The sequence below is a fragment of the Pseudomonas brassicacearum genome, assembly GCF_003732225.1.
GTDB classification, from domain to species: Bacteria; Pseudomonadota; Gammaproteobacteria; order Pseudomonadales; family Pseudomonadaceae; genus Aquipseudomonas; species Aquipseudomonas brassicacearum_E.
Genome location: NZ_MOBJ01000003.1, coordinates 249,960 through 274,789 on the forward strand (window position 1 = coordinate 249,960; position 24,830 = coordinate 274,789).

Sequence of the window (24,830 nt, forward strand, 5' to 3'; positions counted from 1 at the left end):
GAGGACTTCGTCCTCGAACGCAGCCTCGCGGGCTCGGCAGCTGCTACAAGAGCTACCGAAAGCTGAAATCCTGACGCCAAATACCCGCTCCGTAATCGTTTCAGCAGCTTATTGCAGAAATGCAGCTGCCTGCCGATACATTCTTATAGCACTTAGCCTTCATCCTCACTTGTCAGCCTGTGCCGCATGATGCAACCTTGCCGCAGGCAACAGTAAAGAGGGCGTGAGCCCGGCGCGATCAGCATTTTCGAAGCGAGTTTCTTCCATGAAAAGCCATCCCGATGCCGCCAGCCGTATGGTGGCCGAGGTAGTGACGCAGTTGCCTGTGCCCTCGCGGCTCGGCATGCTGCGTTTCGAACGGCTGAATGAACCAAGCTGGGCGCTGCTGTTCCTTGACCCTAATTGCGAACGCCAGTTCGGCTTGCCCGCCGTCGAGCTTTGCGCGCTGGTCGGCTCACCCTACGCGAGCCTGATGGAACCCGAAGCGCGCTATCAACTGCACGATGCGATCCAGCAGCAATTGACTACAAGCCCGCATTACCTGATCCGCTACACGCTGCACACCGCCCAAGGCTCCCTCAGCCTGCTCGAATTGGGCGAAGCCTACAAACAACACAATCGCCACCTGCTACGCGGCTATCTGCTGGTGGTCGACGGTTTGTTTGCGGATGATCCGCTGCTGCCGGCGCTGGACCTGGAAACCCAGAACTCGCGCCTGCAAATTGCCCTGGAACTGAACCAGCGCGCCCAGCAGGAACAACTGCTGCATCTGGAGCGCGTTCGCGCCCAGCAAGACCTGATCCTGCTCCTCGCCCGCCAGCGCTACAGCACCGGCAACTCCCTGCAAGAAGCCGCCCAACTGATCACCCGCAGCGCCTGCGACATCTACGAAATCGACTCCGCGAGCCTGTGGAATCTCGAAGGTCAGCAGTTGGTGCCGATTTCCGCGTACCACCGTGCCTCTCAAGAGTACCGGATGCCGGACGTGATCGACGCCAGCAGCTTCCCGGATTATCTGGAAGCCTTGCACACCAGCCGCGCGATCGACGCGCACAACGCCATGCGCGACCCACGCACCCGGCACATGGCCGAGAGCCTGCGCCCGCGCGACGTCAACGCCATGCTCGACGCCAGCATCCGCGTCGACGGCCAGGTGGTGGGCGTGCTGTGCCTCGAACAAACCGGCATGACCCGCGCCTGGCAGTCAGACGAAATCGCCTTCGCCGGCGAGCTGGCCGACCAGTTCGCCCAGGTCATCAACAACCACAACCGCCGCACCGCCACCAGCGCCCTGCACCTGTTCCAACGCGCAGTCGAACAAAGTGCCAACGCCTTTTTGCTGGTCAACTGCGACGGTGTGGTCGAGTACGTCAACCCGAGCTTCACCGCGATCACCCAGTACAGCACCGAAGAAGTCCACGGCCATCGGCTGTCGGAACTGCCGGCACTGGAGAACCTCAGCGAGCTGCTGTTCGACGCGCCCTCAAGCCTGGCCAAGAGCAACAGCTGGCAAGGCGAATTCAAGAGCCGACGGAAAAACCTCGAACCGTACTGGGGCCAGCTATCGATTTCCAAGGTCTACGGCGACAACCGTGAACTGACCCACTACATCGGCATCTACGAAGACATCACCCAGACCAAGCTCGCCCAGCAACGCATCGAGCGCCTGGCCTACACCGACAACCTGACCAACCTGGGCAACCGTCCAGCGTTCATCCGCAACCTCGATGAGCGTTTCGCCCGCGACAGCGACAGCCCGATCTGCCTGTTGCTGGTGGACATCGACAACTTCAAGCGGATCAATGACAGCCTCGGCCACCAGACCGGCGACAAACTGCTGATCAGCCTGGCCCGGCGACTGCGCAACAGCCTGAGCCCGAGCGGCAGTCTGGCGCGTTTCGCCAGCAACGAATTCGCGGTACTGCTGGATGACACCAATCTTGAAGTCGGCCAACACATCGCCAGCCAGTTGCTGATGACACTGGATAAGCCGATGTTCGTCGACAACCAGCTGATCAGCGTCACCGGTTCCGTGGGCCTGGCCTGCGCGCCGTTGCACGGCCGCGACCCGCAAACGTTGATGCGCAACGCAGGGCTGGCGCTGCACAAGGCCAAGGCCAACGGCAAACATCAGGTTCAGGTGTTCACCGAAGCGCTGAACGCCGAGGCCAGCTACAAGCTGTTCGTGGAAAACAACCTGCGCCGCGCCCTGACCCAGAACGAGCTGGACGTGTTCTACCAGCCCAAGCTGTGCCTGCGCTCCGGGCGCTTGCTGGGGATGGAAGCGCTGCTGCGCTGGAACCATCCGGAAAAGGGCATGATCCGCCCGGATCAGTTCATCAGCGTCGCCGAAGAAACCGGCCTGATCATTCCCATCGGCAAATGGATCGCCCGTCAGGCCTGCCGCAAGAGCATCGAACTGACCGCCGCCGGGCTGGGCAATTTGCAGGTGGCGATCAACCTGTCACCCAAGCAGTTCTCCGACCCGGACCTGGTGTCATCGATTGCCAACATCCTCAAGGAAGAACAGCTCCCCGCACACCTGCTGGAGCTGGAGCTGACCGAAGGCCTGCTGCTGGAAGCCACCGAAGATACGCACTTGCAGCTCGATCAACTCAAGCGCCTGGGCCTGACCCTGGCCATGGACGACTTTGGCACCGGTTACTCGTCGCTCAGCTACCTGAAGAAATTCCCGATCGACATCATCAAGATCGATCGTAGCTTCATCCATGAAATCCCGGACAACCAGGACGACATGGAAATCACCTCGGCCGTGATCGCCATGGCCCACAACCTCAAGCTCAAAGTGGTCGCTGAAGGCATCGAAACCTCCGAACAGCTGGCGTTCCTGCGTCGCCACCGTTGCGATGTCGGCCAGGGCTACCTGTTCGACCGGCCGATCCCGGGCGCCGAACTGATCGAGAAGCTCAAACGCTACCCGCGTGGCCCAATCGCCTGACAGCGCTGTAACACTCGGGCACACTGCTAGTCTGACTATTTACATTTCAATCTGACTGAGAGGACTGATCATGGTCTTGCGCTCGGAAATTCTGGTGAACAAAAACGTGCTCCCTACTAAAGAACAAGCTCTGCCTGGCCGCGAAACCCCAATGACCGTGCCCGAAAAACACTTCGTCCACGACGCCCCGCTACTGGGCCCGTTCGTGACCGACGTGGAATTCGCAATCTTCGGCCTGGGTTGCTTCTGGGGCGCGGAACGCAAGTTCTGGCAGCGTGAGGGCGTAGTCAGCACCTCCGTGGGTTACGCCGGCGGCTTCACCCCGAACCCGACGTATGAAGAAGTCTGCTCGGGCCTGACTGGCCACAGCGAAGTCGTACTGGTGGTCTACGAGCCGGCAAAAGTCAGCTACGAAGCGCTGCTGAAGATGTTCTGGGAACTGCACAACCCGACCCAGGGCATGCGCCAGGGCAACGACATCGGCACTCAGTACCGTTCGGTGATCTACGCCACCAACCCGACTCAGTTGGCAGCCGCCAAGCACAGCGAGCAGGTGTTCCAGGCCGAACTGACCAAGGCCGGCAAAGGCACCATCACTACCGAAATCGAAGAAGCCCCGACGTTCTACTTTGCCGAGGCCTATCACCAGCAATACCTGGCAAAGAACCCTGAGGGGTATTGCGGGATTGGTGGTACGGGCGTGACTTGCCCGATCTGATTGCTTCTTAAAGCAAAAGATCGCAGCCTGCGGCAGCTCCTACGGGAATCTCAATACCTCGTAGGAGCTGCCGCAGGCTGCGATCTTTTGATCTTGTAGCTTGTAGCTGCTACTCAGCAATCAACCAATCCATCTGCCACCCGCCCTGGGTCTGGCCGAGTTTCTTCGACAGCCACGGCAGCAACTCGCGCAACTCTTCCTCCAGCCCCCACGGCGGATTGGCAATCGCCAGCCCGGAGCCGTTCAGGCTGTTCGGCGTATCCAGCGGATGCACCAACAACTCCACGCGCAACAACTTCGGCGCGCCGGTGCCAGCCAGGTCCTGGTAGAAACGACGCAACATCCGCTGATCCTTCACCGGGTACCAGATCGCTGCTACGGTCTGGCGCATCCGGCCAATCGCCTCTTTCAGCGACGCAGCACAACGCTGCATCTCATCGAGCTGCTCGAACGGCGGATCAATCAACATCAACCCACGCTTCTCCGGCACCGGCAACAACGCCCGCGGCACATGCCAGCCTTCGCCCAAGTGCACTTTGACCCGGCGATCACCCTTCATGTTGTCCTTGAGCAACAACCCGTCTTCCGGGTGTTTCTCGTTGAGCAACACCCGGTCCTGCGGACGGGTCAAACGCCGCGCCAGCTCTGGCGAGCCAGGGTAGTAGCGCAACTCGCCATCCGGGTTCATCTCATGCAAGACACGCATGTAATCGGCGGTCAGCGGCGGCAGATCCTGTTCGCCCCACAAGCGTGCGATGCCTTCCAGGTATTCACCGGTACGGCTCGCCTGATCGCCCTGCAAGTCATACAGACCAATGCCGGCGTGGGTGTCGAGATAGGCAAACGGCTGCTCCTTGCGCGACATCAAGGCAATGAGGCGGGTCAAGGTCAGGTGTTTGAACACATCGGCGTGATTGCCGGCGTGGAAGGCGTGACGATAATTCATGGCTGCTCCTGCGAAGGAGGCGAAGTTTACCTTGTACCGCGCCCAACGTCAGGGGTTCACAGCCGAGCGGATGGAACAACGCATCACCTGTGGCGAGGGGGCTTGCCCAAATGCCGGTCAGTTAAGCGCAATCCATGTGGGAGCGAGCCTGCTCGCGATAGCGGTGGGTCAGTCAACATTGATGTTGAATGTTATGCCGTCATCGCGAGCAGGCTCGCTCCCACAGGTTTGTGCCTTAACTGACAGGCATTAGGGCTTGCCCCCGCTGGGCCGCAAAGCGGCCCAAAAACCGGCGATCAGTTTTTCAGACATACCGCATTTGCCGGGATTACGACTGCTACGCAGCCGAACGGGGGCAAGCCCCCTCGCCAAAAAACGCGTGACGTTACGCCGAAGGCCGAGCCTGCAACCGTCGTCCGATCACGTCCAGCAGATCGCAACCATCGCGCAGGGGAATGGCACACAGCAACGCAAAGTCGTTAAGAATCACCGAATCGCTGGCAATCTCCCCGCGCATGGCCAGGTTTTCAAGCACCTGAGTCACGGCGCGAATGCGATAACCGGCAGCGTCATGCAGGATATCCAGCGGCGCGTGGGTGTCGACGAACAGGGTGGGCATGTCGCTACAGTTGCTGGTGAGGGCCATGTAGCGGTTGGAAGGATGGGAAGTTGGCGGAACGTAGGGTGGATCGGGGTGAAGTGATGGCATTTGAGATCTCCAATCCGATGATATTGAAGGGTTCCTACACCCCACCACTGAATTGTCAGTGACCACCAAAGGCTATCGGTTGAACTCATTTCGCACCAGTTCATGCACACCGCCACAACGTGCGGGAAATCTCCGACGGGTTTGCCCAGAAACTTCGCCGCTTGATGAACCGTCATCGCGGCATCGGTATCTACACATCTCTGATGACCACCAATTCTCTCGTAGGAGCTGCCGCAGGCTGCGATCTTTTGATCCGGCGTTCTTGCAGACGCCAAAAGATCGCAGCCTGCGGCAGCTCCTACAGGTGATCTGACCAGAACTGAAAAATGTGTAGATACCCATAGCTTGCCCGCGATCGAGCGCGAAGCGGTCGTAAATCGTCCACTGATTATTACCAGGTGGACTGATCTTCGAGGCTGGCTTTTAGCAACTCGTCTTTCCACTCATCACTCAGCACACTGTAAATATCTTCAAAAAACGCCCGGGGATTTTCCATCACATCCCAGTAATCCGGAAATCGGTTGGTGCTTTCGCAGTCATGCTCTAGCAATGCCTGAAAATCATATGATTCGTCTTGCAGTGCAGCATCAAGGACAGCAACCAGTAAAAATTTATGCCTATAACTCAAATAATCGTAGCTTTCTACGATATATTTTTTCGTGAGCACTCTTCTATCAGCAGAAATATTAACGTTGTATTTTTCGAGTTCTAGACCAAGAGTATGCTCCCGATCATATATATCAAACACCCCAATTATCCCGCGAACAGTAGGTTGGTACTCAACATCTATGAACGGATGCTTGATCATTTTATATCCACCGGGTGTGACGTAAATGGCACAGGATTTTTTCCTTGACTAAATTTCGTCTCAGAGCCATGCATTGACTCCATAAGACGAGGATTTTGAGAGTCTTTTTTATTGGGTTTATAACCCCTCCCCACATTTTTATTTTCACGCCGAACAATCGGATTATCATTTACATCAACCCCAGTAAATTGGGGCAGACCTCTAACAACCCTCGTCATATCATCATTCAACGTATGCATCTGTAAATTCCAACTTTTATACTGAGAGCTCAAGTTCCCCCCTTTTTTTGATTTCTTTTTGGTTATAGGATCGGTCCCATCTATTGCACGTTGTCGAATTACCGCATCAGGAACCTCGACACTATGCTTACCGATGGAGTGCATTCCAGGGTACTTAGCCTCAAAACGCTCAACCCAACGCTTAGCAACCTCCTCCTTAAGAACCTCAATCCTCTCTCGCCGCTCCTCACCCGTCAGCTTCGGCAGCGGCGGCTCACCCTCATCAACCTTGGCCCCACCAACATCATCCGGCGCCTTACAACCTGGCTTGTTCGGCGGCGGACAATTTCCGCTCAACCCCAACGGATCAACCCACCCCGTCGGATTCGGGGTGTACTGGTAGCCGTTTAACCCGCCCGCCAACTTGATCGGGTCGGGTGTCAGGTAGCGGCCGATGTCCGGATTGTAGTAGCGATGCCGGTTGTAGTGCAGGCCGCTTTCAGCGTCGAAGTACTGTCCCTGGAAACGCAGTGGCTGGTCGAGTTTTTCGTCGGCGCCGTGGCTCAGGTGGCTGACTTTTCCGTAGGCGTTGTACTTCGCCGACCAAACGATCTCGCCACCGTAATCGGTCAGTTCCTGCGGTGTACCGAGGTGGTCGAGTTGGTAGTAGAACGGGCAGGCCTTGCGCGGACCTTTGCCGTCGAGCATGGCCAGGGGGCGGAAGCCGCCGGGTTCGTAGAGGTAGCTGCGGTAGTGCTCTTTGCTGCTTTCGGCGACGAGGTTGTCGCCTTGCCAGAAGAACTCGGTGGTGTGGCCGTCGACGGTTTTGGCGATGCGACGGCCAAAGGCGTCATAGCGGTAGCTGGCGGTTCTGCCATCCGGCAGCGTGATACCGATCAACCGGTGCTGGCAGTCGTAGCGGTATTCGGTGACGAGTTTCTGTGCGGTGCCGCGACGTTCGCGGATCAGGTTGCCGAAGACGTCGTAGTCGTAATGACGGTCGCCTTGCAGCAGCAGGCGGTTGCCTTTGATCGTCGCCAGGCCTGGGCGATCGTGCATTTGCAGGTTGCCGGCAGGGTCGTGTTCAAAGCTTTGCGCGGGCTCGCCGCGGGTATGGCGCACGCGGGTCAGGCGGTTGAGCGCGTCGTAGTAATAGCTGCGCTGACCGTGGCGGCTGTCAGCGATGGCAGCCAGGTTGCCATTGACCGCATAGCTGTAGTGGCGCATGTACAGCGGTCGGTTTGACTGGTTGACCGCGTGGGATTGCAACCGGCCCTGTTCGTCATGGTGGTACTGGCTAAGCAGTTGGCCTTGCTGGCGTTGTTGCTCACGCCCTGCGTTAAAGACGTGCGTGGTCAGCCGTGTGCCGTTGAGGTCGATAGCCGTCAGCGCACCACCCTTGGCGTGGTGATAGTCGAGTGCGCTGTTGTCCGGCAGGCGCAGACGATTAAGCTGGCCGCAGGCGTCGTAGCCGTAGCGCAAGGTGCCCCAGCCCTGGTGTTCGGTGATCAGCCGGTCCTGCTGGTCATACTCGAACTCCAGCGGGTGGTCGTGACCGTCATCGACGCTGACCAGTCGGCCAAGGCGGTCGTAGCAATACTCGACGTTGACACCGTCGGGCAGGGTCTTGACCAGCAACCGCCCTGCCGAGTCCCGTTGGTAGGTGGTAACCCGTTGCGACCCGTCATCGCCGAACTCTGTTTTCTCCAGCAGGTGGCCGTTGAGGTCGTAGGCGTAGGCGGTACGGCGGCCGTCGAAACCGGTTTCCTGTTGGATCAGGCCGTTGGGCGTGTAGTCCAGCTGATACTTCTCGCCGGATTCGTTCTCGATTTCTGTCAGCAACAGCTGCGCGTTGTCGTAGCGATAACGCAGTTGCGTGCCGTCGGCATTGATCCGGCGGCTGACCAGGTGCAGGTCATCGGCGTATTCAAATCGGGTGACGCGGCCCAGTTCATCGCGTTCGGCGATGATTTTTCCGTAGGCGTTGTAGCTGAAGGCGCGGCTGGCACCGGTGGGAAGCGTTGTCTGAATCAGTCGTCCGACGGCATCCCATTGGTAGTGGGTGACGGCAGCGTGTTCGTCCCGACGAGTAATCTGCCGACCCAAAACATCGTAGGTAAACCGACGCTGGCCGCCGTCTGGCAGCGTTTCTTCGACCAGTTGTCCCAAACCGTTCCAGACGAACACATGCCGACTGGTGTCCGGATAACGGATCGACAGCAGCCGCCCCTGAGCGTCGTAGTGGTAATGAGTGACATGCCCGTCGGGATCGGTCGCTTCGGTGACGTCACCCTGAACATTGCGCTGATACGTCCACACGGCCTTGCCGCGATACCGCGCATGCAGGAAACCGTTGCGGTACTCGTAGGCCGTTGGTTCGTCTTCCGGCGGAATCAGCGCGACAAGCCGTCCGACCTCGTCGTAACGGTATTCAGTGACAGCCTCAAGCGGATCCTGCTCGGCAATCAGCCGGCCTTTGTCGTCATAGGCCTTGAGATGTTCGCCTCCATCCAACTCAACTTTGCGCACCAGCCGCGCCCGATCGTCATGGGCGTAAACCTCTTCGCTGCCATCGATGTTCAGGACGGTGACACTGCCCTGGTCATCCCAGACATACTTCGCGTCCATCTGCGAAAACGACGCCCAGTGCCGAATGCATCTGGCAGCCTTACCGGACCTTTCCCACTCCCAGAAGAAGCTCGCGCCACCGGCCAGTTTCCGCTGCAAAATCACGTGCTGATCGTCGTAGTCGTAGCGCTCGCTTTCGGCGGCGGCGTTGGTCGCTTCGATCAGTTGATCGCGTTCGTCGTAGCGATAACTGACCAGCGTCTGCTCGGTCTTCCAGGCGTCGTCGAGATTGTCGGCCGGACGAAAGACCTGATAGTCGACAGCGATCAGATGCTGGCGGTCATAACGCAACAGCAAGGCACGACCGGCGCCATTGTCGAGTCGTTTGATCCGGTCGAAGCGGTCACGGCTGATACGCAGGCGGTTGTCGTAACCGTCGCTGATCGTCGTCAGCCGGCCGTTATGAAAGTGATAGAAACGCGCGTCTTCGCCAGCCTGGGCGAGGATCAGCTCCTCGGGTTCATCGCCCAGATAAATTGCCGCCCGCGACAGGCTGTTATGGATCGCCGGGCGCTCGACGTTCGGTAATGGGAAAGTGCTGCGACGGTTTTCGTGGTCGATCCAGATGACGTTGTCGCCGTCGATTTCCAGCCGATGGGCGAGACTATGACTCCAACCGAAACCGAGGCCGCAATCAATCTCCGCCGCGCTGGTGCGATAGAGCCGGGTGAAGTCGAATGGCAGAATCCCGTCCAAAGAACCATCGATCAAGGTCAGCAGTTCTTCGCCGGTAACCATCGACACCGGGCATTTGTTGGTAGCGGTTTTATCTGCCGAATCGGCGCTGGCGCCGTTGGGATTTTTCGCCTGAGTCGGAGCGTCGACGTGAGGCTCGTCTTTTCTCAGCGTGGTGTTCTTGCGACCATTCCAACGCAGCTGCATCCGACCTTTTTTCAGGCCCGCCGCGACACCCCGTGCGGCGACTTTTTTGTAGCGGTCGACGTAGCCCATGAAGCTGTCGATGATCTTGAACATCGCCGCAACGAAGCGCAGGCCGGCATCGACGATGTGTTTGCCATACCGCAGCAGCCGCACCGAGAGATAGGCGATGCCCACCCCGAAAAAGCTCAGCACGATGCCGATCAGCAGATCGATCACCAACTCGACCACCAGCTTCGAAACCGTCTGTGCCGTAGACCCGGCAATCTGACTCGGCGGCAGCGCCTCCAGCCACAAACTCGCGGTGCGCAGCAACAGACACAGCGCCGCTTCGTCACTGGCCAGCAGCAGGGCTTTTTCCATCACCTCTGGTGATTTTTGCGCCAGATCAGCCAGAGCATCGGCGCTGCTGCCGAGCCTTTCGGAAAACTTCGTCGGGTCTTTGAGGATCTCGCCAATCAGGCCAATGCTGTCCCACACCCCTTCGATAGCCGCCCAACTGCCGGCGAGCAAACCGTTGCCCACCGCCAGCAGCGAGGCCGAAGCGGACTGCTGCGACCACTGCGGCTTGAACCCTTTCCACTCGCTGCGCAGCCAGCCTTCCAGTTCCTTGGTCAAGCCGTCGTAAGAGGAAAAAAGCTTATCGACTTGCTCCGGGGTCACTCCACTGTGGACATGAACGCGATAGAACTTCCCGGCGACGCCCTTAAACTTCCCTTTGCCGTTTTCATCCAGCATGACCGGCGTCTTTTCTCCGCCCGCCACGGCAATCACATCGACCTGAATATTCCCCAACGGAATGTCGTAGACCGATTCGAACTTGCTCTCGATTTCCAGAATGCCGCTGGCCGGACACTGCGCCACACTGGAGATAAAATCGTCATCACCGGTGCTGACCGTCGTGCTGGTGTTCCCCAGTTTGATCCGCCGATCCATGCCCATCAGCGACGGCATATCGGCAGCGTGGCTGACCTTGTCGGCGGCCCGGAGGAACCAATGGTCGAGTTGTTGGCGGTAGAGGCTGAGGGTGTCTTTGAAGCTGTCGAGTTCCTGCTCGATACGTACGACCTGATCCATCAGTTCAGCTCCGCCATCAGGTAATCCACCAAGGCGGTTTTCGGTGCTTGAGGAAGGTCAGGCGCTTCAAGAAAGATCGCGACTTTGTGCCGCAAAACGCTTTCGGAAAACGCCTCGTGCAGGTCAGGGCGATCCTCGCTCAACCACTTCAGCAGGTTGTTGATTCGAGTAGCGGCAGACTGGGCCGCGAGTTGCTCCAATAGCGCGCCGGGAATCTCCCACCATGGAAAAGCCCTGGATGTTTCCAGCGCGCGGCCACCGATTTCCAGGGCCTGACCATTGATAAGGCAGCGCCCGATCAGCGGCATCAGTTGAGCGACATCAACCTGTGCAGACTGAAGAATCGGCAGCAAATAACGTCCGTCCCAGAAACGGAAAAACACCGCATTGCCATTAGGTAACAGAGCTTGCGTGAGGCTGCGCAGATGGTCGACGAGCCCCTCTTGCGGGGCAGAAGAAACCGCTAGCCATCCCCAGTCGCGAGATTCAGTGGTGGCGACCCATTCCAGAAACTCACTGCCAGCAGCGACGATTCCGACATAAGGCATCACCGGTCCCCACTCGGTATAAGCGGTGTCGGCCCAGATTGGGCTCGGTGCTTGCGCAGTGATCGAGCGCTGCCAGGCTTTAAGGGGCTCAGCAGAGCTGGCATTGCCGAACACCGCGAACAACTGCTCGGAAGGTTTCAGCGGATGGCGCTCCAGCCAGGCACGAGGTGACAAGGCATCAGGCTGCACAGACACCCTCCTTGCAACGCTCGCATTCTTCACAGAACGGCGCGTCGCTTTTGAGGCTCAGAATCTGTGCGGCACTCAACAGCGCTGCCGTGGCTGCGACGAGTTTCAACGGTGTATCGGGCAAGGCCGGCGCAGCAGCCATGGCCGGTATCGGCGCACCACCAAGCTGAATCGGCACGCTGCTGAAGATCCCGGCAGCGCTGATGTTGATCCACTGCCCACCCGCCTGAATGGTCGCGCTGGCACCGCCGTCGATGACCACTTGCTGGCCGGCGCTGACATGGAATTGCTGACTGGCATTGAGCGCCTGACTGGTCACCCGAATGTGCCGGTCGCCGACCACTACCAGGTGATCGTCCAGTTTCACTTCGGTTTGGCGCTGACCGTGGGTGATGCGCTGTTCGTCAGCCTTCAGTTCATGGCGGGAGGTGCCGGTCACTACCACGCTGCGCTGGTTGTCCACTTGCACGCGTTGATCGTTCAGAACGTGCTGGGTCCAGTTGCGTTGGGCACGCAGATAGATTTCTTCGGCGCCCTTGCGATCCTCGATGCGCAGCTCGTTGTAGCCGCCGCCACCGGGACTGCTCTGGCTGCGAAAAATGCTGCGGGTTTTGTCCGCCGGCAGGTCGAGTGGCACCGAATTGGCCCCATTCGGCAGACAGGCCATGACCAAGGGTTTGTCCGGGTCGGCATCGACAAACCCTACCAGCACTTCCATTCCCACCCGAGGAATCAGTACGCTGCCATAGCGGTCATGAGCCCAACCACTGGCCACTCGCAGCCAACAACTGGAATGCTCGTTGAGCTGCCCCTCTCGGTCCCAAGCAAATTGCACCTTGACCCGCCCGAACTCGTCGCAATGGATTTCACTGTCTTTCGGTCCAGTGACGATCGCGTTCTGGTAGCCCGGTACTCGCAGCTTGTTTTCGGCCAATGGCGGACGAAACGGTACGTCCCACGGCGTCGCCAGAAAGGTATTGCGATAGCCCTGAAAGTCACCGCTGTCGGCGGACTCTTCCAGCACTTGCGGCTGCCGGCCGTGGTGCTCGATTTCAGTCAGTAGCCACAGGTCATTCCACTCTGTGCGCGGGTGTTCGGCGATCTTCAGAAAATGCCCAGTGAGCAACGCCGATTGGTCACTGCGACCTTCAGCCTGACGGAAATCCGCGCCGTGACGTTCCAGCGCCCGTTGCGCCAGGTGCTTGCCGTGTTCGCGATCAGTGAACTGACCGGGGTAGTGGTAATCCTCCAGCACCGGACGCTGCTCGCTGTCGACAGAGCCATGCAGCAACAGGCCGGGTTTGTGGAAGTCATAATCGCGACGGGTGACTGCGGTAGTGCGGGTTTCCAGGCGGACGTTGAAGCGCTTGATCGCAGGCTGGTCGGTGACCATTCCACTGCCTGGCAAGTAAAGCGTTGGCTGCGCCAGCTTGGGGAAAAACGTCTGATCGTCACCGAACACCAACAGGTGACCGTTCGGGTTGTGCTGGAAGTGGAAGTGAATGCCGATCTCGGCGCAGAGACGCTGAATGAACGCCAGATCACTTTCGGCGTATTGCACGCAATACTCGCGGTCGGTGTATTCGCTATCCAGCCGAAAGTCGAACGCATCACGCAGAATGCCATGCTCCTCAAGCACCAGAGAGATGATGTCGGGAACGCTTTTACGCTGGAAGATTCGCTGGTTGATACGTTGATCGAGATAGGCCAGCCGCGGTACCAGACTGACCTGGTAGCGGGTCAGGCGCTTGCCGGAGTCACCTTGGGCGACGCGATACACCTGACCGTGAATACCGGAACCTTGCGCATCGAAACCGAGAAAGGCCTGACGATGCAGCAGGTTCTCGAGGTCGAGGTCCGGGCATTCACTGACCAGTTCCAGGTCGAAACGATAAGGTTGGCTGATGGCTTCCTTGCCCGTGAACTCAAGCACTTTGAGCTCATTCTGGACGCCGTCGAGGGTCAACGTGAAACGCGGTTGATTGGCAGACGTGAGCATCCGATGCCTCTGAAGCAGAATGAAAGCGGGCGATTCTGCATGAGCGACAAGGGGGGTTGATCAAGGGTCAGAAAAATCAGATTTGCCCTGATTTTTTAGAGAGTTTTCCTTCAAATAATGGGATGAACGACTACAGACATTCCTGTCGGACGGACTGCGTTGACGCCTTCTTGAGCCACAACACGATCCCCGTAGCAGCTGGCGCAGCCTGCGTTCGGCTGCGCAGCAGTCGTAAAATCATTCACAGCATTTCTTCAGGTAAACCGCGAAGGATGGTTTTACGAGCGCTGCGCGCCCGAACGCAGGCTGCGCCAGCTGCTACGGGGACCGCGTGGCGACCTGAATCTGTGCCCAAAAAAAACGGCCCGCATCCATAAAGGTTGCGGGCCGCTTTTTTAATCAGCGAAGGATCAGCGCTTCACATCACTTGTTCAGGTGGAAATCTTTTTCCGCTGCGGCAAAACGCTGCAGCATGCCGGCCGACGGCTCACCCATTTTGCTGACCAGCACAATGGCGAGGCTGGCGAAGATGAAGCCCGGGATGATTTCGTACAGACCCAGCAGGTTGAAATGCTTCCAGACGATCACGGTGAGTGCGCCGACCACGATACCGGCCAGTGCGCCGTTGCGGGTCATGCCTTTCCACAGTACCGAGATCAGGACCACCGGACCGAACGCAGCACCGAAGCCGGCCCAGGCGTAGCTGACCAGACCCAGTACGCGGTTTTCCGGATTGGCAGCCATGGCGATGGCAATCAATGCAACGGCCAGGACCATCGCGCGACCGACCCAGACCAGTTCAACCTGGGAGGCGTTTTTACGCAGGAAGGATTTGTAGAAGTCTTCGGTCAGGGCACTCGAGCACACCAGCAACTGGCAGCTCAGGGTACTCATCACCGCAGCCAGAATGGCCGACAGCAACACACCAGCGATCCATGGATTGAAGAGGATCTTGGCCAGCTCAATGAACACACGCTCGTGGTTCTCACTCACGGGCATCGCCACGGCCGGGTTCGCCGAGAAGTAAGCGATACCGAAGAAGCCCACCGCCACGGTGCCGCCCAGGCAGAGGATCATCCAGGTCATGGAGATGCGACGGGCGTTGGCAATCGACTTGACCGAATCCGCCGCCATGAAGCGCGCCAGGATGTGCGGCTGACCAAAGTAACCAAGACCCCAGCCCATCAGCGAAATGATGCCGATGAAGCTGGTGTTCTTCAGCATGTCGAAGTTGCCTGGATCTTGTGCTTCGATGGCCAGGAACGTGGTGTCGATGCCGCCGGTGGCCAGCAGCACGATGATCGGCGTCAGCAACAGGGCGAAGATCATCAGCGTGGCTTGTACGGTGTCAGTCCAGCTGACGGCCAGGAAACCACCGACGAAGGTGTAGGCAATAGTCGCCGCAGCACCGGCCCACAGCGCAGTCTCGTAGGACATGCCGAAGGTGCTTTCAAACAGACGGGCACCGGCCACGATGCCGGAAGCGCAATAAATGGTGAAGAACACCAGAATCACAACCGCAGAGATGATCCGCAGCAAGCCGCTCTTGTCTTCAAAACGGCTGGAGAAGTAATCCGGCAGCGTCAGCGCGTCGCCATTGTGTTCGGTCTGCACGCGCAGACGACCGGCCACGAACAGCCAGTTCAGGTACGCACCGACAATCAGGCCGATGGCGATCCAGCTTTCCGACAGGCCAGACATGTAGATGGCGCCCGGCAGGCCCATCAACAACCAGCCGCTCATATCGGAAGCGCCAGCGGAAAGCGCGGTCACGACGCTGCCCAGGCTACGGCCACCCAGAATGTAGTCGGAAAGGTTGTTGGTGGAGCGATAGGCCATGAAGCCGATCAGCACCATGGCTGCGATGTAGATCACGAACGTGATCAAGGTTGGATTGCTTGCACTCATTGAGTTACGCCCTGGCTTTGTTTTTATGTAGCAGCGGTCTGTCGAATCGCCGCCAAACGCTTGCGTTTGAGAGACGATCGGGTAATCCGCGCATTTATGACTGATGTTTCCCCAGGAAAGCCATCAGCCGATGAACCGTCTGGGTGGACGGTTGCACCTTGGTGCACGAATGCTATTCAACAAAGCAAATAAGGTGCAACCAGTTTTTGGGAATAAGTTGCACCTGATACGAATTTTCTTTCAAACCCCGGTTTTTGCTCCTTTTCGGAGCAAGAACCTTTGTTAACTACTGCAAAAAGCACCAAGCAAGAGCAGAGGCCGCGAACCAGAATTTATTTCCTGACAAGCTGCCTATTATTCCGACAAAAAAAGGGTTGCACCCGGTTGCACCTCTTTCGGCGCACGGCTAATCTTGCCGCCAGCTGATGCCACGCAGTCGTGGCAAACATGAGGATAAAAATATGGCTACCACCACCCTTGGGGTCAAACTCGATGACCCGACCCGCGAGCGCCTCAAAGCTGCCGCGACCTCGATTGATCGCACGCCGCATTGGCTGATCAAACAGGCGATTTTCAATTACCTGGAAAAACTCGAGGGTGGTGCAACCCTGACCGAGCTGAGCGGTTTGACCCGCTCTGAAGCCGATGACGGCAGCGACGCCCACGTCGATCACGCCCATCAGTGCTTCCTCGAATTCGCTGAAAGCATCCTCCCGCAATCAGTGCTGCGCGCCTCGATCACTGCCGCCTACCGCCGTCCGGAGCCGGAAGTCGTACCGATGCTGCTGGAGCAGGCTCGCCTGCCAGCCCCGATGGCCGAGGCCACCAACAAGCTGGCGGCGTCGATTGCCGAGAAGCTGCGCAATCAGAAAAGCTCTGGCGGCCGCGCAGGGATTGTTCAGGGCTTGCTGCAGGAGTTTTCCCTGTCGTCCCAGGAAGGCGTGGCGCTGATGTGTCTGGCCGAAGCGCTGCTGCGCATCCCGGACAAGGGCACTCGCGATGCGCTGATCCGCGACAAGATCAGCACCGGTAACTGGCAACCGCACTTGGGCAACAGCCCGTCGCTGTTCGTCAACGCCGCTACCTGGGGTCTGTTGCTGACCGGCAAACTGGTCGCCACCCACAACGAAACAGGCCTGACCTCATCCCTGAGCCGCATCATCGGCAAGAGCGGCGAGCCGATGATCCGCAAGGGCGTCGACATGGCCATGCGCTTGATGGGCGAGCAGTTCGTCACCGGCGAAACCATCGCAGAAGCCCTGGCCAACGCCAGCAAGTTCGAAGCCAAGGGTTTCCGCTATTCCTACGACATGCTCGGCGAAGCCGCACTCACCGAACATGACGCCCAGAAATACCTCGCGTCCTACGAACAAGCCATCCACTCGATCGGCAAGGCTTCCCACGGTCGTGGCATTTATGAAGGCCCGGGCATCTCGATCAAGCTCTCGGCCCTGCACCCGCGTTACAGCCGTGCCCAGTACGAGCGCGTGATGGACGAGTTGTACCCGCGCCTCTTGTCGCTGACCCTGCTGGCCAAGCAATACGACATCGGCCTGAACATCGACGCCGAAGAAGCCGACCGCCTCGAGCTGTCGCTGGATCTGCTCGAGCGTCTGTGCTTCGAGCCGCAACTGACCGGCTGGAACGGTATCGGTTTCGTGATTCAGGCGTACCAGAAGCGTTGCCCGTACGTGATCGACTACGTGATCGACCTGGCTCGCCGCAGCCGTCATCGCCTGATGATCCGTCTGGTGAAAGGCGCCTACTGGGACAGCGAAATCAAGCGCGCCCAGGTCGAAGGCCTGGAAGGCTACCCGGTGTACACCCGCAAGGTGTACACCGACGTTTCCTACATTGCCTGCGCCCGCAAACTGCTCTCGGTACCGGAAGTCATCTACCCGCAGTTCGCCACGCATAACGCCCACACCCTGTCGGCGATTTATCATATTGCGGGTCAGAACTATTACCCCGGCCAGTACGAGTTCCAGTGCCTGCACGGCATGGGCGAACCGCTGTACGAACAAGTTGTAGGCAAGGTATCCGAAGGCAAGCTGAACCGTCCGTGCCGCGTGTACGCACCGGTCGGCACCCACGAAACCCTACTGGCGTACCTGGTGCGCCGCTTGCTGGAAAACGGCGCGAACACCTCGTTCGTCAACCGTATCGCCGATCAATCGATCTCGATCCAGGAGCTGGTAGCCGACCCGGTGAGCAGCATCGAGCAGATGGCGACGCTGGAAGGCGGCTTCGGTCTGCCGCACCCGCGTATCCCGCTGCCGCGTGACCTGTACGGTAGCGAGCGCGCCAACTCCAGCGGCATCGACCTGGCCAACGAACATCGTCTGGCATCGCTGTCCTGTGCACTGTTGGCCACTGCTCACAACCAATGGAAAGCCGCTCCGATGCTCGGTTGCGCGTCCAGCACTGAAACCCCGGCACCGGTGCTCAACCCGTCGGACCTGCGTGACGTGGTCGGTCATGTGCAAGAAGCCACCGTCACCGACGTCGACAACGCCATCCAGTGTGCACTGAACGCCGCTCCGATCTGGCAGGCCACCCCGCCCGCCGAACGCGCCGCGATCCTCGAACGTGCCGCCGATTTGATGGAAGGCGAAATCCAGCCGTTGATGGGCCTGCTGGCTCGCGAAGCCGGCAAGACCTTCGCCAACGCCATCGCCGAAGTGCGTGAAGCCGTGGACTTCCTGCGTTACTACGCGGTGCAGGCACGCAACGATTTCACCAACGATGCCCACCGTCCATTGGGTCCGGTGGTGTGCATCAGCCCGTGGAACTTCCCGCTGGCGATCTTCAGCGGTCAAGTCGCCGCCGCACTGGCCGCCGGTAACCCGGTACTGGCCAAACCGGCAGAGCAAACACCGCTGGTGGCTGCTCAAGCGGTACGCATACTGCTCGAAGCCGGGATTCCGGAAGGCGTGCTGCAACTGCTGCCGGGCCGTGGCGAAACGGTTGGTGCCCGCCTGGTTGGCGATGATCGGGTCAAAGGCGTGATGTTCACTGGCTCCACCGAAGTCGCGCGGTTGCTGCAACGCAATGTCGCCGGGCGTCTGGATAGCCAGGGCCGTCCGATCCCGCTGATTGCCGAAACCGGCGGCCAGAACGCGATGATCGTCGACTCCTCGGCGTTGACCGAACAAGTGGTCATTGACGTGGTGTCCTCGGCCTTCGACAGCGCCGGCCAACGCTGCTCGGCCCTGCGCGTACTGTGTTTGCAGGAAGATTCTGCAGACCGGGTGATCGAAATGCTCAAAGGTGCCATGGCGCAATGCCGCCTCGGCAACCCTGAGCGCCTGTCCGTGGACATCGGCCCGGTGATCGACGCCGAAGCCAAGGCTGGCATCGAGAAGCACATTCAGGGCATGCGTGAAAAAGGTCGCAACGTCTACCAGGTCGCCATTGCAGACATGGAAGAATGCAAGCGCGGCACCTTCGTGATGCCGACCCTGATCGAACTGGAAAGCTTCGACGAACTGCAACGGGAGATCTTCGGCCCGGTGCTGCACGTGGTGCGCTACAAGCGCAAAGACATCGATCAACTGATCGGGCAGATCAACGCTTCCGGCTACGGTCTGACGCTGGGTGTGCACACGCGCATCGACGAGACCATCGCCAAGGTGATCGACAACGTCAACGCCGGTAACGTCTACGTCAACCGCAACATCGTCGGTGCTGTGGTCGGTGTGCAGCCGTTCGGTGGTGAAGGCCTGTCGGGGACTGGCCCGAAAGCCGGTGGTCCGTTGTACTTGTACCGCTTGCTGTCGACTCGTCCTACCGATGCAATCGAACAATCTTTCGCTCGCGGCGATGCCCTGAGCGCGCCGGATGTTCGTCTGCGTGACGCCATGAGCAAACCGCTGACCGCCCTGCAAACCTGGGCCGACAGCCAAAAGCTGGCCGAGCTGAGCGCACTGTGCGCGCAATTCGCGGCGCAATCGCAAAGCGGGATCACCCGTACGCTGAACGGCCCGACGGGCGAGCGCAACAGCTACGCCATCCTGCCGCGTGAACACGTGCTGTGCCTGGCGGAAGTCGAAAGCGATCTGCTGAACCAACTGGCGGCGGTACTGGCCGTGGGAGGCTCGGCGGTGTTGCCGGAAGGTGAACTGAGCAAAGCGCTGTTGGCTCGTCTGCCGAAAGAAGTGCAAGCACGGATCAAACTGGTGGCCGACTGGAACAAGGACGAAGTGGTGTTTGATGCGGTTCTGCATCACGGCCATTCCGACCAGTTGCGTGCGGTCTGTCAGCAAGTGGCCAAGCGTGCCGGCGCGATCGTCGGGGTTCACGGTCTGTCGCAAGGCGAAACCGGCATTGCGCTGGAACGCCTGGTGATCGAGCGTGCGTTGAGCGTCAACACTGCGGCGGCGGGTGGTAATGCCAGTCTGATGACGATCGGTTAAACCGCAATAGAGCCGGGTGCCTGCAATGGGCACCTGGAATGCAAATCACTGTGGGAGCGAGCTTGCTCGCGAAGACGGACTGACAGCCAACATCCATGTTGAATGTGCCGACCTCTTCGCGAGCAAGCTCGCTCCCACATTTGCTTTGTGGCGCCTGCTAAGTCGCTGCTCTGCCCCACCATCACGCTCATCAATCATCCTGTTCAGCTTCTATTCCCGCAACTAGACTCGGTCCATTCCAATAAAGGTAGGCCGCCATGTCCGAGACGCTGCTCAGTTCCCGCAATCTGGCTTTCGAGCTGTATGAAGTCCTTGATGCCGAGGGCCTGACCCAGCGCGAGCGTTTCGCCGAGCACAATCGCGAGACGTTCGACGCTGCCATTGGTACTGCGCGCAGCCTTGCCGAGAAGTTCTTTGCCCCGCATAACCGCAAGGGTGACGAGAACGAACCGCGCTACGAAGACGGCAAGGCGATCCTGATTCCGGAAGTGAAACCTGCGGTGGACGCGTTCCTGGAAGCGGGCTTTCTCAACGCCGCACGCAGTTTCGAAGCCGGCGGCATGCAATTGCCGACCCTGCTGTCGCAAGCCTGTTTTGCGCACTTTCAGTCAGCCAACGCCGCGACGACGTCCTACCCGTTCCTGACCATGGGTGCGGCCAACCTGATCGAAAGCTTCGGCACCGATGAGCAGAAACGACGCTTCCTGCAACCGATGATCGACGGCCGCTTCTTCGGCACCATGGCCCTGACCGAGCCTCACGCCGGCTCCTCGCTATCGGACATCCGCACCCGTGCCGAACCGGTCGCAGACGGCACGTATCGACTCAAGGGCAACAAGATCTTCATCTCCGGCGGCGACCATCCGCTGTCGGAAAACATCGTGCACATGGTGCTGGCCAAGCTGCCGGATGCACCTGCGGGGGTGAAAGGCATTTCGCTGTTTATCGTGCCTAAATTCCTGGTCAATGATGACGGCAGCCTGGGCAAGCGCAACGACGTGCTGCTGGCCGGGCTGTTCCACAAGATGGGCTGGCGCGGCACCACTTCTACCGCGCTGAACTTCGGCGACAATGGTGAGTGTGTCGGCTACCTGGTGGGCAAGCCGCATCAAGGCCTGAGCTGCATGTTCCAGATGATGAACGAAGCGCGGATCGGCGTCGGCATGGGCGCGGTGATGCTCGGTTATGCCGGTTATCTGTACTCGCTGGAGTACGCCCGCGAGCGCCCGCAAGGTCGCCTGCCAGACAGCAAGGACCCGAACACTGCACCCGTTTCGATCATCCAGCACGCCGACGTCAAACGCATGCTGCTGACCCAGAAGGCTTATGTCGAAGGCGCGTTCGACCTCGGTCTGTACGCCGCACGACTGTTCGATGACACCACCACCCTTGAGACCGAAGCCGAGCGCAAACAGGCTCACGAGCTGCTCGACTTGCTGACGCCGATCGTCAAATCCTGGCCCTCGGAGTTCTGCCTGAAGGCCAACGAACTGGCGATCCAGATCCTCGGCGGCCACGGCTACACCCGCGAATACCCGGTGGAACAGTATTACCGCGACAATCGCCTGAACCCGATTCATGAAGGCACTCACGGTATTCAGTCGCTGGACCTGCTGGGGCGCAAACTGGCGCAGAACGGTGGCGCCGGGCTCAAACAATTGATTCGACTGATCGCCGACACCGCCGAACGCGCCCATACGTACGAATCGTTAACGCCACTTCGAGAGCCGCTGGAAAAACTGGTGGCTCGCCTGCAAACCGTGACCATCGGCCTGCTGACTGACCTGGCCCAAGGTAAGGTCAACAGCAGTCTTGCCAACTCGGCGCTGTACCTCAAGGCGTTCGGTCACACAGTGATCGGCTGGCGCTGGCTGGAACAGGCGATCCGTGCTGAAGAAGGGTTGGCCAAGGGCAATGCGCAGGATGCGAGTTTCTATAAAGGCAAGCTGCAAGCCGCGCGGTATTTCCTGACCTGGGAAGTGCCGGGCTGCCATCACGAACTGGCGATTCTTGAGGCGCGGGATGATACGTGTCTGGGGATGCAGGATGAATGGTTCTGACCAAAGCCTTGTGACACGGCCAAAAACCAATCGCGAGCAGGCTCGCTCCCACAGTTGAACGCGTTGTCTGGTTAAACGCGGACCATTGTGGGAGCGAGCCTGCTCGCGATGGCGTCGGTACAAGCAACGCAATTTTCAATTCAACTTGAAGCCACCCATCTGCCGCGCCAGGTCATCGGCCAACCGCTGCAATGTCTGGCAATCCTCACGACACGCCCTCACCTCACCCGCCGTGGCCCGAGCCAGATCAGAAATCCCCTGCACATTCCGGTTGATCTCTTCGGTTACCGCCGACTGCTCTTCGGTGGCCGTCGCTACTTGATGGTTCATGTCGCTGATGCGTTCGACCTGCCCGGTAATCGCGGTCAACGACGCCCCCGTGCGCTGGCTCGACTCGACGCCTGTACCGGTCGCCGCTTGCCCTGAGTGCATCGACGACACAGCATTCTCTGCGCCCTGCTTGAGGCTGCCGATCATCTGCTGGATTTCATCGGTGGACGATTGCGTACGCCGTGCCAGTGTCCGCACTTCGTCAGCCACCACTGCAAAGCCCCGGCCCATGTCTCCGGCCCGCGCCGCTTCAATCGCCGCGTTCAGCGCCAGCAAGTTGGTCTGCTCGGAGATCCCGCGAATCACCGCCAGTACCTGATCGATGGACGCGACCTGAGTCGCCAGCTCGCCGACGGCACTGGCAGCGATACCGATTTCATCGGACATGCTTTCGATATGCCGGATCGAGCCGCCGACCACTTCACGCGCCTGCAAGGCTTCATCGCGGGCTGTTTGCGAGGCGACCGCCGCGTTGCCGGCGTTCTGCGCGATTTCCTGCACGGTGAGGCCCATTTCGTGCACGGCGGTGGCGACCATGTCGGTCATTTCCTGCTGTCGTCCGGAACGCTCGGCGGTGTTTTCCACCACCCGCGCGACTTGCCCGACGGCGGTGCGCAAACGCTCGCTGGTGGCTAGAACTTCGCCGATCATGTTGCGTTGATTTTCAAGGAAACGATTGAAACCTCGGGCCAGGTCGCCCAGCTCATCGGCGCGGCTGGAATCTAACCTGTGGGTCAAATCGCCACCACCGCTACCAATCGCTACCAGTGCCGCTGTTACCTGACGGATCGGCCGGACCAGTCCACGAGCCAGCAACACCACCAATAACAGGCACACCAGCGCAACGCCCAGACCTATGGCGCTGGTCAGCCACATTGCGTGTCGGGCCTCGGCGTAGATCTGCGATTGCGGCACTTCCGCCACCAGAGTCCAGCCCAGGTCGCGCAATGGCAGACTCAGGGCCAGGTAGTCTTCGCCATCGCGTACAAAACCGCTGCTGGTCGGGCCTTGATGGCCCATCACCGCTTGCGCCGCCGGGCCGCCGATCTGCTCGGCCAACTGGCGTTTGTTGCTGAATCCGGCCTCGGGATGCACCTGGATCAAACCGTCGGAACGCACCAGATAGACCTTCCCGCGCTCGCCAAAGCTGAAGTTGTGAATCAGCTCCGACAGTTCTTTCATACTCAGGCCCAACCCGGCAACGCCCACGACCTTGCCGCCCTGCGAGACCTTGAGGTCGATGAACAAGGCCAACTCACCAGTTGCAGTGTCTTTGTCGATATTGAGGGTGCGCGGCTGGTTGCTGTCGAGGAAGGCGTAGAACCAGGCATCGCTCGGATTGGATCGGCTGAGGGTCCGATCAAGACCTTTTTCGGTGTAGTAGTGGCCCGACTCCGTGCCTGCGATCAGCGCGGTAAAGGCTTTGTGCTCGGCGCGAATGCCTTCCAGATAGCTGACGAAGTCGTTGGCCCGGGCAGTGTTTTCACCCTCGGCCAACCACTGGCGCACCATGCTGTTGCTGGCGATATCCTTGGCCGCGGTAAGCGGCTGGACCAGAATCCGTTCGATGTCGTTGCGCATCGCTTCGATGCTTGATGGCAGTGCTTGCTCGACCAGATAGCTCTGGGCGAGGCGGTTGACCACCAGGGTATAAATGCCGACCACGATCAGAATACTGACCAGCAGGGCGGTGCCCATACTCAGGATCAACTGCCATTGAATACTGCGTCGCCAGAACTGCATGAAGCACCCCCAAAGAGTAAGAGGCAAATCTACTGCAACAGCCATGCCGATTGTATACAACTAAACCGACAATCTACTCTTTGGTTGTGCGCAAGCTGATCAGGCCTGATTGATCGTCTTCGAAATCACTTCAACCGTGGCGCTGACTTGCTCTTGGTAACGGTCGAGTTCCTGCTGGTGACGTTTGTGCATTGCAAGCTGCTGCGAACACAGGTTCATTGCCGTAAGCACCAACAGTTTGTCCCCGATCAGGGTCGGGTATTTCTTTTTGGTCTCAGCCAGCACCGCTTTCAACATCAATGCGGCGTCCAGCAGGGTCTGCTCTTCCCCGGCCGGCGCCTTGATCGAATAGTCTTCTCCGAGAATCGAGACGACTTTTATCCCGTCGGCACCGTGTCTCATGCGTTCACAGGACCTGCGCTCACACGCTCAACCAGCGCTTGAATGCGCGCGACAGTGGCGCCCTGCTTCTCTTCCTGCTCCATCAGGCTCAGCTGCAGGCTTTCGTTTTCATCCTTGGCCTGGGCCAGTTCTGCACTCAGTGTTGCGTTCGTGCCGAGCAGTTCCTGGTTGTGTTGCACCAGGTCGCTGACCAGCTGTTCCAATTGGCTTAGGGATGCTTCCAACATTTTGATTTTCCGAGCATTTTCAAAGGGCGCGTACGATAAAGAAAAGTCACCACGGATGCCAGGGTTA

Annotated in this window: 14 protein-coding genes and 1 pseudogene; 4 read left to right on the forward strand and 11 right to left on the reverse strand. The window is 59.1% G+C overall.

Features of this window, described 5'->3' with window-relative positions; genetic code table 11:
• Nucleotides 1-265: 265 nt before the first annotated feature.
• Both BK659_RS04110 and msrA read left to right on the forward strand, forming a co-directional pair.
• Nucleotides 266-2,959 carry a sensor domain-containing phosphodiesterase gene (locus BK659_RS04110; RefSeq protein WP_123423848.1) on the forward strand — a complete coding sequence of 898 codons (2,694 nt, stop codon included), beginning with the start codon at nt 266-268 and terminating at the stop codon, nt 2,957-2,959.
• A gap of 70 nt (nt 2,960-3,029) precedes the next feature.
• Nucleotides 3,030-3,677: a peptide-methionine (S)-S-oxide reductase MsrA gene (gene msrA, locus BK659_RS04115; RefSeq protein WP_123423849.1), complete on the forward strand. Its 648-nt coding sequence runs from the start codon at nt 3,030-3,032 to the stop codon at nt 3,675-3,677.
• Nucleotides 3,678-3,786: 109 nt separating this feature from the next.
• Here msrA and BK659_RS04120 read toward each other — a convergent pair whose 3' ends face one another.
• The 7 genes from BK659_RS04120 to putP form a co-directional block, all read right to left on the reverse strand.
• Entirely contained in the window at nt 3,787-4,623 is an 837-nt protein-coding gene (locus BK659_RS04120; RefSeq protein WP_123423850.1) for a 23S rRNA (adenine(2030)-N(6))-methyltransferase RlmJ, read from the reverse strand.
• Nucleotides 4,624-5,008: 385 nt separating this feature from the next.
• Nucleotides 5,009-5,332 (reverse strand): hypothetical protein, encoded by a 324-nt coding sequence (locus BK659_RS04130; RefSeq protein WP_019691444.1) that lies wholly within the window; start codon nt 5,330-5,332, stop codon nt 5,009-5,011.
• A 391-nt stretch (nt 5,333-5,723) separates the two neighbouring features.
• Complete coding sequence (locus tag BK659_RS04135) at nt 5,724-6,140, reverse strand: hypothetical protein (RefSeq protein ID WP_123423852.1); 417 nt, start codon at nt 6,138-6,140, stop codon at nt 5,724-5,726.
• Entirely contained in the window at nt 6,137-10,942 is a 4,806-nt protein-coding gene (locus BK659_RS04140; protein ID WP_123423853.1) for an RHS repeat-associated core domain-containing protein, read from the reverse strand. The genes BK659_RS04135 and BK659_RS04140 overlap by 4 nt, the downstream gene beginning before the upstream one ends.
• Nucleotides 10,942-11,679, reverse strand: a complete 738-nt coding sequence (locus tag BK659_RS04145; protein WP_123423854.1) for a DUF4123 domain-containing protein — start codon at nt 11,677-11,679, stop codon at nt 10,942-10,944. The genes BK659_RS04140 and BK659_RS04145 overlap by 1 nt, the downstream gene beginning before the upstream one ends.
• On the reverse strand, nt 11,669-13,678 hold the full coding sequence (locus BK659_RS04150; RefSeq protein WP_123423855.1) for a type VI secretion system Vgr family protein: 2,010 nt from the start codon (nt 13,676-13,678) through the stop codon (nt 11,669-11,671). The genes BK659_RS04145 and BK659_RS04150 overlap by 11 nt, the downstream gene beginning before the upstream one ends.
• 423 nt (nt 13,679-14,101) lie before the next feature.
• A complete protein-coding gene (gene putP, locus BK659_RS04155) occupies nt 14,102-15,586 on the reverse strand; it encodes a sodium/proline symporter PutP (RefSeq protein ID WP_123423856.1) in 1,485 nt (494 codons plus the stop codon).
• Between the two features lie 461 nt (nt 15,587-16,047).
• Here putP and putA point away from each other — a divergent pair, with 461 nt between their 5' ends.
• Nucleotides 16,048-20,001: a trifunctional transcriptional regulator/proline dehydrogenase/L-glutamate gamma-semialdehyde dehydrogenase gene (gene putA, locus BK659_RS04160; RefSeq protein WP_123423857.1), complete on the forward strand. Its 3,954-nt coding sequence runs from the start codon at nt 16,048-16,050 to the stop codon at nt 19,999-20,001.
• A gap of 257 nt (nt 20,002-20,258) precedes the next feature.
• Nucleotides 20,259-22,061, forward strand: coding sequence for an acyl-CoA dehydrogenase (locus BK659_RS04170; RefSeq protein WP_123423859.1), 1,803 nt, complete (start codon nt 20,259-20,261; stop codon nt 22,059-22,061).
• Between the two features lie 135 nt (nt 22,062-22,196).
• Here the strand turns inward: BK659_RS04170 and BK659_RS28220 are convergent, their stop codons facing one another.
• From BK659_RS28220 to BK659_RS04185, 4 genes and pseudogenes are all read right to left on the reverse strand, one after another.
• Nucleotides 22,197-23,042: a methyl-accepting chemotaxis protein gene (locus BK659_RS28220; RefSeq protein ID WP_404942509.1), complete on the reverse strand. Its 846-nt coding sequence runs from the start codon at nt 23,040-23,042 to the stop codon at nt 22,197-22,199.
• A gap of 21 nt (nt 23,043-23,063) precedes the next feature.
• Nucleotides 23,064-24,179: pseudogene (locus BK659_RS28225) on the reverse strand (HAMP domain-containing protein); the annotation flags it as partial.
• A 54-nt stretch (nt 24,180-24,233) separates the two neighbouring features.
• Complete coding sequence (locus BK659_RS04180; RefSeq protein WP_123423861.1) at nt 24,234-24,536, reverse strand: cell division protein ZapA; 303 nt, start codon at nt 24,534-24,536, stop codon at nt 24,234-24,236.
• On the reverse strand, nt 24,533-24,763 hold the full coding sequence (locus tag BK659_RS04185; protein WP_123423862.1) for a hypothetical protein: 231 nt from the start codon (nt 24,761-24,763) through the stop codon (nt 24,533-24,535). The genes BK659_RS04180 and BK659_RS04185 overlap by 4 nt, the downstream gene beginning before the upstream one ends.
• Between the last annotated feature and the right edge of the window lie 67 nt (nt 24,764-24,830).